We start from the raw sequence: 15,363 nt of genomic DNA, 5'->3' as shown, positions 1-15,363 counted from the left end.
CCGTTGTGTTTAATGCTAAGAGAGACAGTGAAACTATTAAATAACATAGAAAAGGATATTGCCAACGCACATTTGGCACATTTGCAAGCTCCAACACACAAGCCGATTCTTCAGCTTGCAAAAGAGCCAAATTTTTGCCAACGCTGGGTAGTAACCAAATATTGTAGAACCTTAAAACTATATCAGAATGAAAACATAATAGAATTGAATTTCGGGAACATTTTTGGGAGAAACGATATCTCAGAATAGACAACCCCCATATTAAGTTCCCATCAAGAAAACCATACGAGGGTTGCACAAAGAAATATTTATTAATCGGGAGTTGCAGCTCCCAAATAATTTACAAAAATAGCAAAAAATTAAATTCATATTAATATCTGCTTTTCTTGTAGGTGTATTTATTACAAGCTGCCAAAAGGAAGTCTTTGATGAAGCAGAAGTTACAAATCAAACTATTGCGAAACAAAGCAATAATAGTTTTCTTAATATTCCATACTCTGACAGTATTACTCTTTCCAAATTCAATGCTGATGCTGAGATTGTTAATTACAATTTAGCAAGAAAAATAGCTTTATTAGAACTTGATGCATCTGGTTTCAGACAAGAGCTTGAGTGGGAAGGATATACTTTGTCAAAAATGCCTGTATCAATTTACGGTTTTGATTCAAAACCTAAATATTACGAATTCATTGTTAAAGATGCGGAAGGTTATGAGGTTGGAACTGTTAATATTGAGGCTCGCCGTAAGTCTGGCGCAATAGTAAATGAATTGAGTAAGGATGTTAGAGATTACAATTCTTTATTTTCAAAATCAGGAGATGGAATGCAGTTAATGGCTGATTGGAGCGGAAATATCTACATGGGTATTGTTGGGAAATCTGGAGAGGAGCCTTCTACAGTCGTTAATACTGAAACCGGAGAACAAGTTGAAGGAATGAGAGAGTTAACGGATGAAGAAATCTTAGATGAAGTTTGCGATTTATTTACTACTCAAGCCTTAGAAAACAATTTTGCCTTAGATTCTATTTCTAATGATAGTGTAAGGATAGATTTAGAGAACGAAATAAAGGTAGATATTGAAGCTCAAAAAGATTCCTTAGAAATGGAAATGGAATTTGAGCATTTACAAAGGGATGCTTATTGGGAAGCGATAGATGAATATGCCGATTCCTTAATGTTAATATCGGACGAAGAAATCGTTGAAAAATCTTCTAAATTTTTAGGTCGTTTATGGAGAAGAATTACTGGTAAAAACTCTAATGGTAAATATACCATACCAGAATATGCAAGTAATCTTAACTATAATAGAGGGGGATGGTGTGGTCCTTGGGCTATGAACTGGATATACAATACAAAAAAAGGCGGTAATAAATATTCACACTTTAAGTCATGGGCTAGTACAATGGGGCTTGTAGGTTTGACATGTCGAGTCTTTGGACAAAAGCCAATGTTCCCAAAAGAAATGAATGTATCTATGGGTATAGCTACTAAATATGATATTTGGGTCAATCCATGGTATTCCTCTGGTAGATATAATGCTTTTGATTACATAAAGCAACAAAAAAAATCCAATTGTAATACTAACCAGTGGCGGTTCTCATTGGAAAGTTGGCTATGGTACTTATCGTTCTGGAAATTGGTTTTGGCATAATTATTATTTTGCTTGTCAAGATAATGGTTATTTAAATATTAGCAGCAGCAACACTTATATGAAAGCAAGTTGGTTCATGTTGTTCTTAAAAGTTTACGATTGATTTTTTAATGAGGGAAGGATGTTTTTTTGCATCCTTCCTTTAAAATATTACTGATATGAAATTAAAATTAATATTATTTATATCCTTAACTTTTCTTTTGGTAGCCTGTCCATCAAAGGAAGAAGATATATACATAAACTTAAATAGCTTTAATATTCAGGCATCTTGCTCTAATATCGAAAATAATCTAAACGACACGATTATCTGTAATGATGTGTTTAAAATACACTTGGATTTTGGGAGTTCCCCAATTGCCCAGTCTGCATTTTTTTCTACAAACGTTGGCGTTGCTTATGCAGCATATGAACCAATTGTTTATTTACAGAACAAAGTATCAAAATGCACCATTGTAAATACAGAGGAATTCAATAATCACGGAAAAAACACAGATATAAGTAATCAATTTGAATTATGTATTGATAATTCAAATTGGATAAATGAACAATCAATGGTAGAAGGCATTAATGAATCTGTTAAACTTCAATATGAAAATAATGTAAACCCTTATTTAAAATTAAACTCAAATTCAAGTATTAAGTATTCTGGAAAATTTGCAGTCCAATTAGAGTTGTCAGATGGCACTTTATTTTCAGATACTACACAATATGTTTTGATAAATTCTACAAATCAATGAAAACAATATACTTTTTAATAAGCTCACTTTTCGTATCCTTGTGTGTTCAGGCGCAGGAAACTAAAGTTCCATTAATTCGTCCTTTACTTACCTTTGAGACTGGCGTAATTGGTAACTCGATGAGTAACATAACATCAGAAGTCGAGAACTATACTGGTACAAAAAAGTCATTAGACGCCTCTTTACGAATGGGTATTAATGCAGGTATATTTATAGGAGAAAGGCATAAATTGGCTTTATCTTATAATTCTAGTATTAATGCTAAACATGAATCCTTAATAAAAGCAGATTATTATTCAACAGGGTTTTGGTATCAATACAAAGTATTAAAGAATAATCCACTTTTTATCCAAATAGGTTTTTCTGAAACTATCGCAAATCTTTATGTTAGAGACAAAGTTGCAAGTCCCATTGTAAATGATGGCACACTAAATGAATATTTAAATGATAACTCCAGTTATACTGTTGCACAATTTGAGCAATGGACTGATGGTCTGCATTTAGCTATATCTTATAACTTTCTTGAAAATAGTTTATTATCCATTTCTGGACAGCTTGGATACTTATGGAACTTTAATAAAGAAAGTTGGCAATATATGCATAATAACTTTGACCGTTTAGGTAATACAAATTTGCCAAAAGATAACCTAAACGGTTTGTTCTTAAAAGTGAATATGGAGTTTGATTTTCTTAAATATTTTAATACCGATGGAGAATGATACCACCTAACGGTTAATAATGATACCGCTTTTATGTATTGGCAATAATTTTCATTTTTTGGCAACACCCTGTTAACACTGGGAGGGAGATTGCCAAAAAATGAAAAAAAAGATAATTTGGGTGGTAGCGTTTTTTATCGGTAAGTGGTATCATTCCTATTCGGTGTTGAAATTAAATATTCAAAACTAAGCATAACTAAGTAATGTTATTAAAATTCTTAAATTCAAACTACTTGTTTATTGCTGTTTTGCTTTTGGGTTGTACGAAGCAGGATTATCCACCTCCAATGCAAACAGGAAGGCAAGTCTTAGTATATATGATTGCCGATAATAACCTTGATTATTTTGCTGTAAGCGATATTAATGAAATGGAACATGGCATGTTAAATCTTGGTGGGATTACAGGTGAGTTACTCGTATATATTGACAGAGGGAACAATGGAAGTCCAGCACATCCTTATTTGATGCGCATTATACCTGATTCTTCTCAACAAGTAGTATCAGAAATAATAAAAGTTTATCCCGAACAAAATTCTGCAGACCCAGCAGTTTTTTCAAAAGTAATTATAGATGTAGACAATATTACTGATGTTCCTTTTGAATCAAAGGGGCTGATAATGTGGTCTCACGGTAATTCGTGGTTGCCTCCTGAGGTATCATTATATTCTGATAGGGATAAAATACTCGATACGACATCAGTTAATAATAGACTTAAATCATTTGGATTGGATGATAACATAAGTAATTCAGATTACTACGAAGAAATGGATGTTATTGAGATGGCAAATGTTTTAACTCCATACAAATTTGATTTTATCTTGTTTGACGCTTGCTTTATGGGGGCTATAGAAGTAATATATGAACTCAAATATGTTTGTGATTATATTATTTCTTCCCCCACGGAAATCCTATCAGCTGGTTTTCCATACGAAGATATTATTCCTGATTTGTTATCAAGAAATTTTAATGCATCATCTGTCGCAGAAAAGAAACATGAATTTTATTCCGAGCAGAAAGGGATATTAAGGTCATCAGCTATTTCTGTTGTTGATACAGAGAATTTATCCCTATTAGCTTCTTCTTTTAAGGATATACTTCTTGCTTCAATTGGCTCTATTGATATATCTGAGAAAGATGTAAAATTTAACGTTGACAGTTTGCAGCAATTTGACAGGCTTTATGCTGAGTTTTTGTTTGATATGTATGACTTTACTATGCGAGTCTGTGATAATAATGATTTGGCGGATTTAAAGCGAGAGTTTAATACAATTTGGCAAAAATCAGTAGTTATGTCTGCACATACACCTTATATGTTTGGTACATTAAGTTTAGAAAACTGTAATGGCCTATCAATGTATTTACCACAACAATATGAATCAAGAAAGGATATAAATGAATATTATAAAAAATATAAATGGTATAAAGAAAGTGGTTTGTGTAATGCAATTAATAGTGATTAATCTGGCTTTTATTTCTTGTGAGAAAACGGAGGTAGAACCTAAGGAGTATTCAGTGATTGTAACCAATAGTTATTTTGAAAGAATTGATTCTGTGAATCTTTCAACTTATGTACTAAAATCTATTGAGATAAGTAAAAGTAGCATCGAAATAAATTTAAATAAAGGAAATTATCCATTTACCTTTATTTCAGCTTCGGGTTTGGGCTTTGAATCTACTGTAGCTATAAAAGGTTTGAGAGAAAATCTACAAATTATAGTAAACGAAAATGGAGAAATAACAATAGAATAATGTTCAACCCTTCGCAACCATACACATTGCCAAGTCGCTCAAAAAAGCCAGCACACAAACCTAAACTTGTCAAAGAGTATGGCTGCCCCAACACACGGACAGACTGCGGAGAATAAAGCACTAAAACACAACAATCTGTATACGCCAGCCGGGGCTCCACAGCATATTGAAAGCTTCGTTTTTCCTTGTTACCCGCTCACGGCCTGAAACAATCGTAGCGGGTTTGATAGCCCCGGCCGACCGCATACAGGTCAACGTTAGCCGTCAGTGTAAAAAGACAACGACACAGCGGACAATTTGCTACTTAAAGACAGAAAAAGAAAACGAAATAATGAACAGCCCACGCACAAAACTGCACATTTACAAGCCCCGACTCACAAGCCGATGCTTCAGCTTGCAAAAGAGCAGTTTTCTTGCCGACGCACCCAAGGATAATTGTATCTTTGGTTTTTTAAATTAAAGGAATAGAAATTAAGATAGATGCCAACATTAAACTGGATAGGAAAAGAGAAAGTGGTGAGCCACCACCAAGATGTGCCATATAGAGTTTTGGAACACAAATATGGATTTACAGCCGATAAAGGCGAACAATCCGAACCGACCAATAGCGGGAACAAAATCATACACGGAGACAACCTTGAAGCCTTAAAAAGTTTATTGCCCGAATACGAAGGAAAAATAAAGTGCATCTACATAGACCCACCATACAACACAGGTAACGAAAGTTGGGTATATAACGACAATGTAAATCACCCCAAAATAAAAAAATGGTTGGGCGAAGTGGTAGGTAAAGATGGCGAAGACCTGACCCGTCACGACAAATGGTTGTGTATGATGTACCCACGATTAAAATTACTTCATAAACTTTTGGCAGATGATGGAGCAATTTTTATTTCGATTGATGACAATGAACAAGCCAATTTGAAATTGATTTGTGACGAGATTTTTGGGGTGAGGAATTTTATTGCAAATGTTGCGGTCGTTAATAATTTTAAAGGAAGAAGTGATGATAAATATATTGCTACAGCTCACGAAAGCTTAATGATATTTCAAAAAGGAAAGTTTGAAACAAAAGGGGTTTCTTTACCAGAAGAATATGCCAAAGACTATAAACTTGAAGATGAAAAAGGGAAGTATAGACATTTAGGATTGAGGAAACGGGGAAGTAATGCTAGAGAAATAGACAGGCCCAACTTATTTTATCCAATTTATTATTGTAAAAAGGAAAACACAATAAGCCTTGAAATTGATGAAGGTAAAATTGAAATTCTTCCAAAACTTTCCAATGGCGATAATGGTACTTGGAGATGGGGAAAAGAAACGCTAAAAAAAAGATTAGATGAATTAGAAGTTAAGATTGTAAAAACAAGAAACGAATATGATGTTTTTCAAAAAGATTATCTAAATAAAGAGGGAATTGAAAAAAGGGTAAAACCCAAATCATTTTGGCACGGTTCTGAATTTTCAGCAGAAGCAGGAACATTAGAAATCAAGAAGATTTTCAACAAAAAAGTATTTGACACCCCAAAATCGAGCGACTTTGTATTTTACATCATCCAGCAAACAACAGATAAAGATTCAATTGTTTTAGACTCCTTCGCCGGTTCAGGCACCACCGCCCACGCAGTTTTAAACCTAAACAAACAAGACGGTGGCAATAGAAAGTTCATTTTGGTTGAAATGGAAGATTACGCCAATGATATTACAGCTGAAAGAGTAAAGCGTGTAACCAAAGGATATGGCACAGGTGCAAAAGCAGTAGCAGGAACAGGCGGAGCATTCGATTATTACGAACTAGGCTTACCACTCTTTGACAAAAACCAAAACCTAAACGAGCAAGTTGGCTTGGCAAAAATCAGAGAATACATTTGGTTTTCGGAAACACGCACTTCTTTTATTGAGCCAAACAAAGAACCTTATTTTTTAGGCAAAAAAGACGAATCGGCTTACTACTTCATTTACGAAAAAGACCGCTTAACCACTTTAGATTATGATGCTTTGGAACTCATAAAAACCAAAGGCGAGCAATATGTAATCTATGCCGACAATTGTTTGTTGCCAAAAGAATTTATGGCAAAGAAGAACATCATTTTCAAAAAAATACCAAGAGACATCACAAGATTTTAAGATATGGAATTAAAAAGTTATCAGCGAAAAGTAATTGAGAATCTTGAAGAATACTTGGGTTATGTTCAAGAGCATAAAAGTTTGGCAAAAGCATTTAACCAATATTGGGAAGATAAAATTGGTCCTTACAATCCATTAGACGGCACAGGAATGGAAGGTTATAAAAACAATATCCCAAATGCTGCTCACGTATGCGTAAAAGTACCAACCGCAGGCGGCAAAACCTTTATTGCTGTTAATGCTTTACATACCATTTTTTCAGCTTACGATTTCGCAAAACCTAAAGCTGTTATTTGGTTAGTTCCTTGGAGTAATTTGTTGCAACAAACGGTGAATACCCTTTCAAATCCAGAACATCCATATCGTCAAAAACTCAATTCACTTTTTAATAACCGAGTACAGATTTATCAAAAGGCAGATTTGTTGCAAGGTTCGAACTTCAACCCAACAGTGGTAAAAGACCAGTTGAGCATTTTTGTAATGAGTTTTTCCAGTTTACGAGCTAACAACAAAGAAGACAGAAAAGTATTTCAAGAAAATGGGCAGTTAGAAGCTTTTGTTTCACAATACAAAGACAGTGAGCATATTTTAAGTGGTGTTGACGATACAGCTTTAATTAATGTTTTACGCTATTTAAACCCTGTATTGGTAGTAGATGAAAGCCACAATGCAGAAAGTGATTTGAGTGTGGATATGCTCAAAAACTTAAATCCTTCATTCATTCTTGATTTAACAGCAACACCTAAGGACAATAGCAATATTGTAAGTCTTGTTCCTGCCATTGAATTGAAAAAGGAACATATGGTAAAGCTTCCAGTAATAGTGTACAACAATCACGACAAAACGGAAGTAATAAACAACGCTTTACATTTGCAACGCAAATTGGAAAACCTTGCTAAAAAGCAAGAAGACGAAGGCGGTAAGTACATTCGCCCGATTGTATTGTTTCAAGCACAACCAAAAACCAATGATGACAACACTACTTTTGAGAAATTGAAAGTACAATTATTAGGACTAGGTATTCCTGAAAGTCATATCAAAATCAAAACGGCAAACATTGACGAGTTGAAAGGCATTGACTTGATGAGCAAGGAATGTGAGGTTCGTTACATTATTACTATTAATGCATTAAAAGAAGGCTGGGATTGTCCATTTGCTTATATTTTAGCTTCATTAGCTGACAAATCAAGTTCGGTAGATGTGGAGCAAATTTTGGGTCGTGTTTTACGTCAGCCTTATGTACAAAGACACAAATCATTTCAATTAAATCTTTCTTATGTACTTACTGCATCCGCCAAGTTCAACGAGACTTTGCAGAGCATTGTAAAAGGATTGCAAGAATCAGGTTTTAGCGAAAAAGATTATCGCAAAGTCGATAAAATGACCGAAGAAGAAAAGAAAACGGTTACAACTGACCCAGTTGAATCATTCCTTTTCCCAGAGCAACAAGCCGAAGAACAAGAAGAAACAATTGACAAAAACAGAGTAACGTTTGACCCAAATGCAGACGAAGAAGAAACTGAAACAACTTCGGTAATTACAGAAATTGAAACTATTGCGGAAGAGCAAAACCGACAATTGGAAGAGCAAATAAAAGAACAGGAAAAACAACCTGTTGACGATAATATATTTCAAGAGATGGGTACAAAAGTAAAACGGTATAAGGTCAAAGAATCCAACAAGGATTTCATTGATAAAATTGAGTTTCCGCAGTTCTTTATCAAAGTAACAGCAAGCGACATTTTCGGCACAGAAGAAGAATTGCTAAATCGTGAATCCTTGCTCAAAGATTTTAAACTTTCAGACGAAGACATCAAAATAGACTTTGACCAAATATCATCTGACTTGTACAAAATTGACTTAGAAGAATCTAAAAAGAACGAGTACCGACCTTCTTTTACCAAGATTGAAGACAGTATGGTAAAAGACCCAATTGCAGAATACATTTTAGCCAAACCTAAAGACAATCAAATAACTGACATCACACATCAAATGATGCAGATTATTGGAAATATGTACCCAATTCCCGACCAAGAAATCAAGGTTTACATTGGACGTATTTTGAAAAGTATGAATACCGAACAACTTCGAGATATTTTGGTAAGAAAGTGGAGTTATACGGATAAAATAAAAGGTAAAATTCGTCAATTGGCTGATTCGTACGCAGAAGGTCGTTTTATGGACTTATTGAAATCCAAAAAAATAAACACCAAAGCAAATTGGAAATTAGGCAACGAAATTGTGCCAGGAAATACAGGCTCATCCATTGGTAATTCACTTTACGAAAGAGAAGGCTCAATGAACGGATTTGAAGAACGAGTTGCAATGGAAATCGGAACTTCCTCAAATGTTGCATTTTGGCATAGAAACTTAGAACGTGGAAAAGGATTTTACATCAACGGATTTAAAGCCAACCACTACCCTGACTTTATTATGCAGACAAAATCGGGAAAGACGATTTTAATAGAAACCAAAGGCGACCATTTAGACGGTTCAGATAGCGAAGCAAAATGCAGACTTGGTAACGAATGGGAAAAACAAGCAGGTAAAGACTTTGCCTACTTTATGATATTTGATAAAAAAGGAATTGAAGGTGCATATACATTAGACAAAGCAAAAGAATTGATAAGTAAAATGTAAGCCAACGCTTCACAGCCACACACATTGCCAAGCCCCACGAGCCAACGCTAAAGCCAAAGCTTGTCAAAGAGTGTGTCTGTCCTAACGCACGGCAGACAGAAACGAAGTAGCAAACTGAAAGAAAAATGACAGGAAAAATAAACACCGAACGGCTAACACGCGGTATAGTTAATTGCCGGTGCAGTGCGTATTCGAGCGGCACAGCTCGTATCAAAAGTAGTTGTAACTTGATAGGAAAGTGCTTCGAAATCGGCAACTAACCATACCGCCAACCGTTGTACGCAAGCTAAACCCCACGCTCTAAACCAACCCTTTCAAAATGTCCACACATTTAATCAAAGCTTCGTTTGAGGAAGAAGCAAAGCCCAAGCGAACACCATTTACATCATAATTTGGATAGCGGTGCAAGTTCCCATTGGAAATGAACAGACCTTTTTGCAAAGCACTTTTTGCCAATGCTTCAAGATTGATGGATTTATCAAATTTCGTCCAAACGGTCATTCCACCTTCGGGAACGGTAAAACTTACGGCATTTTTTAATTCACTTTCCAACAAACCACAAAACAGGTTTCGCCTTTCTTCGTAAACAGGCAATGCTTTTCTGATGTAGCGTTGTATCGTTCCGTCATCCAATAATTCCGCCAAAGCCTTATCCATAATATGGTCGCCTTGTCGGTCGATTAAAATACGGACATTGGCGAGATGTTCAATCACGTTTTCCGAAGCGACCAAATAGCCCATACGAAAAGCGGGCGAGAAACTTTTGCTGAACGAACCGCAGTAAATGACCATTCCGTTTTCATCAGCACTTGCGAGTGGCAATAACGGACGGTGCTTGTAATGAAAATCGTAATCGTAATCATCTTCAAAAATGATAAAACCATATTCATTGGCAAGTCGCAACAATTCCAATCTTCTATCTATTCGCAATGAAACCGTTGTGGGATAATGGTGGTGCGGGGTTACATACACCATTCGTACGTTTTTCGTTTTGCAAATCCTTTTCAACTCATCTACTACCAAGCCGTTTTCATCCACAGGAATAGTTATGTGTTTGGCTTTAGCGTGAACGAAATTCATTTCGGCTTTGTTCCAACCCGGAACGCCCGAAACAACAACATCGCCCGGACTTATCAATGCGTTGCAGACTAAATTCAAGCCCATCAAGGTGCCTCTTACCGAGAAAATATTTTGGGAAGCCGTATTTAAACCTCTCGTTTCGTTTAGATAAGTCGCTATCGCTTTTCTAAATGAATCAGAACCTTCGGGATTGGCGTAAAAACCGAACTTATTGTAAAATCCGCTTCGGGTCAATTGGTTTCGGTACGCTCGGTGCAGCTCTTTTAAAGGCGTTAGTTTTGGGTCGGACAAACCATCGTCTAAATGAAGTTGGGCAGAAGAAGCCGAATACCGCCTTTCTAAATAAGGTTTTGATTGAATTATAAAACCTGCTTTTTGTAAGAAATTTGAAGTCGGTTGCTTTTGCAATTTTATCGGTTCTATTTTAGGAATATGCGAAGAAACAAAAGTGCCACGCCCTACAGAGCTCTCAAGCCAACCTTGCGTTTGCAGTTCTTCGTAGGCTTTTGAGACCGTTATCCTGTTCAAATCCAGCCAAATTGCTATTTCTCTCGAACTTGGTAGTTTTTGCCCTGAAATAATAGACCCGTTTTTTATCAACGATAAAATAGCATCTGCCAATTGCAAATAAACGGCTCTGCCATTGGTTCGGTCAAGTCGTAAACTTTCAAAAATACTTTTAATAATTGGACTACTCATTATCTTTAAATTGGACTACAAAGATAGTCCTATTAAAATCTAAATTTGCAACCTAAATTTAAAATAATTTAAAACTATGGATTACAACATTAAAAAAGCGAGTCTTGAAGATTTAGACACAGCAGCAGAACTGTTTAACCTTTATCGCATTTTCTACCGTCAGGCAGACGATTACGAAAAATGCAAACAGTTTATCAAAGAACGATTGGACAATGACCAATCCATTTTTTTAATGGTCTATGTGGACGACAAAGCTGTTGGATTTACACAATTATACAAATTGTATCACTACATCAAATTACAAAAACAATGGTTGTTGAGCGATTTGTTCGTTCATCCCGATTACAGAGGCAAAGGGCTTTCGGTAGCATTGATAGACCGAGCCAAACAATGGTGCGATGAAACAGATGCTTGCGGATTGATGCTTGAAACCGAAAAAACTAACGACATCGGCAATCAACTTTATCCACGTTGCGGATTTGAGTATGATGGCAATCACAATTATTACTATTGGTGGAAATAAAGAAACAGATGATAGCAGTAATATTTGAAGTATATCCGAAAAACGGAAAAGTAGATGAATATTTAGACATAGCACAGGAATTGAAACCCGAATTGAGTAAAATTTCGGGCTTCATTTCTATCGAACGCTTTCAAAGTTTGGTTAATCCGGACAAGATTCTTTCACTCTCTTTTTGGGAAAATGAAGAAAGTGTAAAGCAATGGCGAAATGTAACATTACACAGGAAAGCACAGGAAAAAGGACGAAATTCTGTATTTGAAAATTACCGATTGCGTGTAGCCACAGTAATCAGAGATTACGGAATGACAGAAAGGGAACAAGCACCCAAAGACAGTATATTTTGAAATTCAAAAAATTAGCAAAAATGATAACGTATCAAATAGAAGAAAAAATCGGAGCAGAAGAATTTACGCAGGTATTGATAAATTCTACTTTAGGTGAAAGACGACCTGTAAACGAACCCGAAAGAATTACCCAAATGTTGCAACACGCCAACCTTATCGCAACGGCAAGAGATAATGGAAAATTGATTGGCGTATCAAGGTCATTAACGGATTTCGTTTACTGCACCTATCTTTCAGATTTAGCCGTAGATGAAAACTACCAGAAAATGGGAATAGGCACGGAGCTCATCCGCATAACCAAAAAACATACACCAAAAGCGAAATTGATTTTGTTGTCCGCACCAAAAGCAGTGAATTACTATCCAAAAATCGGTATGACCCAATGGGAACAGTGTTTTGTACTGGATAATGTAGAAGATTTGAAATAGGGAAATAAAAACACATAAGTTTTTATAACGGATTAGCCTCATTTTGATAATCATAAAAGAAAGACCAATGACACAAACAACAGTATTAGAGGGCAAATACGTTTTATTAAAACCTTTGGAACACAGCCATATAAAAGGACTTGTTGAAGCAGCTAATGAAAATCCGTTGCTTTATAAATGGACGCATGTCCCTCAAGACGAAACTTCAATGACGAAGTACGTGCATAAAGCCATTGAGGGCAGAAACTCAGGAACTGTTTTTCCTTGGATTATTATTGGAAAAAACGACAACCAGATAAAAGGAACAACAAGATATTGGAATATTGAAAAATGGGAATGGAAAAGCGGACACCCATTAGATAGAAATGCCGTTTTAGACGTGTGCGAAATAGGGCATACCTGGCTTCGTGAAAATGCAATACGCACCGCTATCAATACCGAAACTAAATTACTACTGCTTTCCAATCTGTTTGAAGATTGGAAAGCACTACGAGTATGCTTCAGAACAGACGTAAGAAACGAACGTTCGCAGGCAGCAATAGAACGTATTGGAGGAAAATTAGAGGGAGTTTTACGTGCCGATAGAATGGCGATTGACAACACCATTAGAAATTCTTGTAGATATTCCATACTCTTTTCAGAGTGGGAAAATGTAAAAAAAAATTTGACAAAAACTTTTACGCAGATAACTATGCAAATTCAAATCAGTAATAACATACAGCAGATTCAGAAACGTATAGCAACAGCTTGTTATAAGGCAAACCGTAATCCCAATGAAGTAAAATTATTGTTAGCCACCAAAACAGTACCTGCAGAGCGTATCAAAATTGCCTTACAAGCAGGGCATACATTGATAGCGGAAAACAAGGTACAAGAACTCAAAGAAAAATATGAAGCATTAAAAGAAATTCCGCATACCAATCATTTTATCGGGCATTTACAAAGCAATAAAATCAAGGATATTTTGAAATATGAAGTTACTTGTGTGCAGTCGCTTGACCGTTTGGATTTGGCAGAAAAATTACATCAACGTTTACGGTTTGAAGGCAAAACCATTGAAGTATTGATACAAGTAAACACTTCATTTGAAAAAAGTAAATTTGGCGTAAGTCCTGACAAAGCTATCGAATTAGTAAAGCAGGTTGCACAATTTGATACCCTAAAAATAAAAGGATTAATGACGATAGGTTTGTTTAGTGCCGAAACCGAAAAAGTGCGAAAATGTTTCCGATTGCTTAAAGATATTCAACAGCAAATAATAGTTTTAAACATTCCGAATGTTAAAATGAAGGAATTGTCGATGGGAATGAGTGGAGATTTGGAAACAGCCATTGAGGAGGGAGCAACTATTGTAAGAGTAGGCACGGCTATTTTCGGACAAAGAATTTATCCGGATAGTTATTATTGGAACGAAAAACAAAACTAAAAAAATAAGAAAATGAACATACATTTTATACAACACGAAACATTTGAAGCACCAGGTGCTTATTTGCAATGGGCAGAACAAAGAAATCATAACATTACCTTTTCAAAGGTATTTGAAAATCAAACCTTGCCCGAAACAGCAGATAATATTGACTTATTGATAGTATTAGGAGGACCGCAAAGTCCGGCTACAACAAAAAAAGAGTACCCTTATTTTGATGCCAAAGCAGAAATTGAATTTATAAAAAAAGCAATCGATTCTAAAAAAGCAGTTGTCGGTATTTGCTTGGGTTCTCAACTCATAGGAGAAGCCTTGGGAGCGAAATTTGACCATAGCCCCGAAAAGGAAATTGGGGTTTTCCCCATACAACTTACAGCAGACGGATTAAAAGACGATAAAATAAATCATTTCGGCTCAATCTTGTCTGTAGGACATTGGCACAACGATATGCCCGGACTTACCGCAACTAGCAAAATATTAGCCACAAGCATAGGTTGCCCAAGACAAATAGTAAAATATTCAGAGCTTGTTTACGGCTTTCAATGTCATATGGAACTGACACCCGAAGTAGTGGAATTGCTAATTGCAGAAGAATTAGATTTTTTAACCAAGAATACAACCCATAGATATGTTCAAAAGCCGGACGAAATACGGAGTTTTGATTTTACCGAAATGAATGAAAAACTGTTTTTCTTTTTAGACAAATTAACAACAGCGTACAAAACCAAAACAGGGAATTAAAACAATGAACAACAACCATCAAATAAACACTTCATTTGAAGAAAGCAAATTTGGCGTAAGTCCTGACAGCTATTGAATTAGTAAAACAAATAGCACAGTTTGAAACCTTAAAAAATAAAAGGATTAATGACGATTGGTTTGTTTAGTGCCAAAACCGAAAAAGTGCGGAAATGTTTCCGATTGCTTAAAGAGATTCAACAGCAAATAATAGCTTTAAACATTCCGAATGTAGAAATGAAAGAGCTATCTATGGGTATGAGTGGCGACATGGAAACAGCCATTGCAGAGGGAGCAACTGTTGTAAGAGTAGGCACAGCTATTTTAGGACAAAGAATTTATCCCGATAGTTATTATTGGAACGAAAAACAAAGCCAGCGTACAACAATGTGTATAGTGCATAAGGGTTTCAGAGGTTTTCGAGTGGCATCACCCGCTTCAATTATGTGTGCTAACTTGATAGGTTTGAAGCCCGCAATCCCTTACGACACCATACACTCAA

14 protein-coding genes and 1 pseudogene are annotated in these 15,363 nt (G+C 35.7%); 14 read left to right on the top strand and 1 reads right to left on the bottom strand.

Going from position 1 to position 15,363, the window contains the following annotated elements:
* From OQ5_RS23765 to OQ5_RS0101920, 8 genes are all read left to right on the top strand, one after another.
* On the top strand, window positions 1–249 hold a 249-nt coding region (locus tag OQ5_RS23765; protein WP_218054488.1), incomplete at its 5' end, for a hypothetical protein.
* Window positions 250–637: 388 nt separating this feature from the next.
* Window positions 638–1,651, top strand: a complete 1,014-nt coding sequence (locus OQ5_RS0101955) for a hypothetical protein (protein WP_016775880.1) — start codon at window positions 638–640, stop codon at window positions 1,649–1,651.
* Window positions 1,652–1,809: 158 nt separating this feature from the next.
* Window positions 1,810–2,388 carry a hypothetical protein gene (locus OQ5_RS0101950; protein WP_016775879.1) on the top strand — a complete coding sequence of 193 codons (579 nt, stop codon included), beginning with the start codon at window positions 1,810–1,812 and terminating at the stop codon, window positions 2,386–2,388.
* A complete protein-coding gene (locus tag OQ5_RS0101945; protein WP_016775878.1) occupies window positions 2,385–3,107 on the top strand; it encodes a hypothetical protein in 723 nt (240 codons plus the stop codon). Before OQ5_RS0101950 ends, OQ5_RS0101945 begins: the two co-directional genes overlap by 4 nt.
* A gap of 203 nt (window positions 3,108–3,310) precedes the next feature.
* On the top strand, window positions 3,311–4,567 hold the full coding sequence (locus OQ5_RS0101940) for a clostripain-related cysteine peptidase (RefSeq protein ID WP_016775877.1): 1,257 nt from the start codon (window positions 3,311–3,313) through the stop codon (window positions 4,565–4,567).
* A complete protein-coding gene (locus OQ5_RS0101935; protein ID WP_016775876.1) occupies window positions 4,548–4,856 on the top strand; it encodes a hypothetical protein in 309 nt (102 codons plus the stop codon). Before OQ5_RS0101940 ends, OQ5_RS0101935 begins: the two co-directional genes overlap by 20 nt.
* A gap of 480 nt (window positions 4,857–5,336) precedes the next feature.
* Window positions 5,337–6,983: a site-specific DNA-methyltransferase gene (locus OQ5_RS0101925; protein WP_016775874.1), complete on the top strand. Its 1,647-nt coding sequence runs from the start codon at window positions 5,337–5,339 to the stop codon at window positions 6,981–6,983.
* A 3-nt stretch (window positions 6,984–6,986) separates the two neighbouring features.
* Complete coding sequence (locus OQ5_RS0101920) at window positions 6,987–9,623, top strand: DEAD/DEAH box helicase (protein ID WP_016775873.1); 2,637 nt, start codon at window positions 6,987–6,989, stop codon at window positions 9,621–9,623.
* 300 nt (window positions 9,624–9,923) lie between these two features.
* Here the strand turns inward: OQ5_RS0101920 and OQ5_RS0101915 are convergent, their stop codons facing one another.
* The gene (locus OQ5_RS0101915; RefSeq protein WP_016775872.1) at window positions 9,924–11,402 is read right to left on the bottom strand and encodes an aminotransferase-like domain-containing protein; all 1,479 of its coding nucleotides are present in this window, start codon (window positions 11,400–11,402) and stop codon (window positions 9,924–9,926) included.
* A 76-nt stretch (window positions 11,403–11,478) separates the two neighbouring features.
* Here OQ5_RS0101915 and OQ5_RS0101910 point away from each other — a divergent pair, with 76 nt between their 5' ends.
* The 6 genes and pseudogenes from OQ5_RS0101910 to OQ5_RS25125 all read left to right on the top strand — a co-directional run.
* Window positions 11,479–11,925: a GNAT family N-acetyltransferase gene (locus tag OQ5_RS0101910; RefSeq protein WP_016775871.1), complete on the top strand. Its 447-nt coding sequence runs from the start codon at window positions 11,479–11,481 to the stop codon at window positions 11,923–11,925.
* Between the two features lie 8 nt (window positions 11,926–11,933).
* Window positions 11,934–12,269 carry an antibiotic biosynthesis monooxygenase family protein gene (locus tag OQ5_RS0101905; protein WP_016775870.1) on the top strand — a complete coding sequence of 112 codons (336 nt, stop codon included), beginning with the start codon at window positions 11,934–11,936 and terminating at the stop codon, window positions 12,267–12,269.
* Entirely contained in the window at window positions 12,266–12,697 is a 432-nt protein-coding gene (locus OQ5_RS0101900; RefSeq protein WP_218054487.1) for a GNAT family N-acetyltransferase, read from the top strand. Before OQ5_RS0101905 ends, OQ5_RS0101900 begins: the two co-directional genes overlap by 4 nt.
* A 67-nt stretch (window positions 12,698–12,764) precedes the next feature.
* A complete protein-coding gene (locus OQ5_RS23760; protein ID WP_016775868.1) occupies window positions 12,765–14,123 on the top strand; it encodes a YggS family pyridoxal phosphate-dependent enzyme in 1,359 nt (452 codons plus the stop codon).
* Window positions 14,124–14,135: 12 nt separating this feature from the next.
* On the top strand, window positions 14,136–14,864 hold the full coding sequence (locus OQ5_RS0101890; protein ID WP_016775867.1) for a type 1 glutamine amidotransferase: 729 nt from the start codon (window positions 14,136–14,138) through the stop codon (window positions 14,862–14,864).
* A 126-nt stretch (window positions 14,865–14,990) separates the two neighbouring features.
* A pseudogene (locus tag OQ5_RS25125) lies at window positions 14,991–15,363 on the top strand (hypothetical protein); the annotation flags it as partial.

Source organism: Anaerophaga thermohalophila str. Valhall, from assembly GCF_000250735.1.
GTDB classification, from domain to species: Bacteria; Bacteroidota; Bacteroidia; order Bacteroidales; family Marinilabiliaceae; genus Anaerophaga; species Anaerophaga thermohalophila_A.
This window is presented reverse-complemented; position numbering and strand designations above follow the sequence as displayed.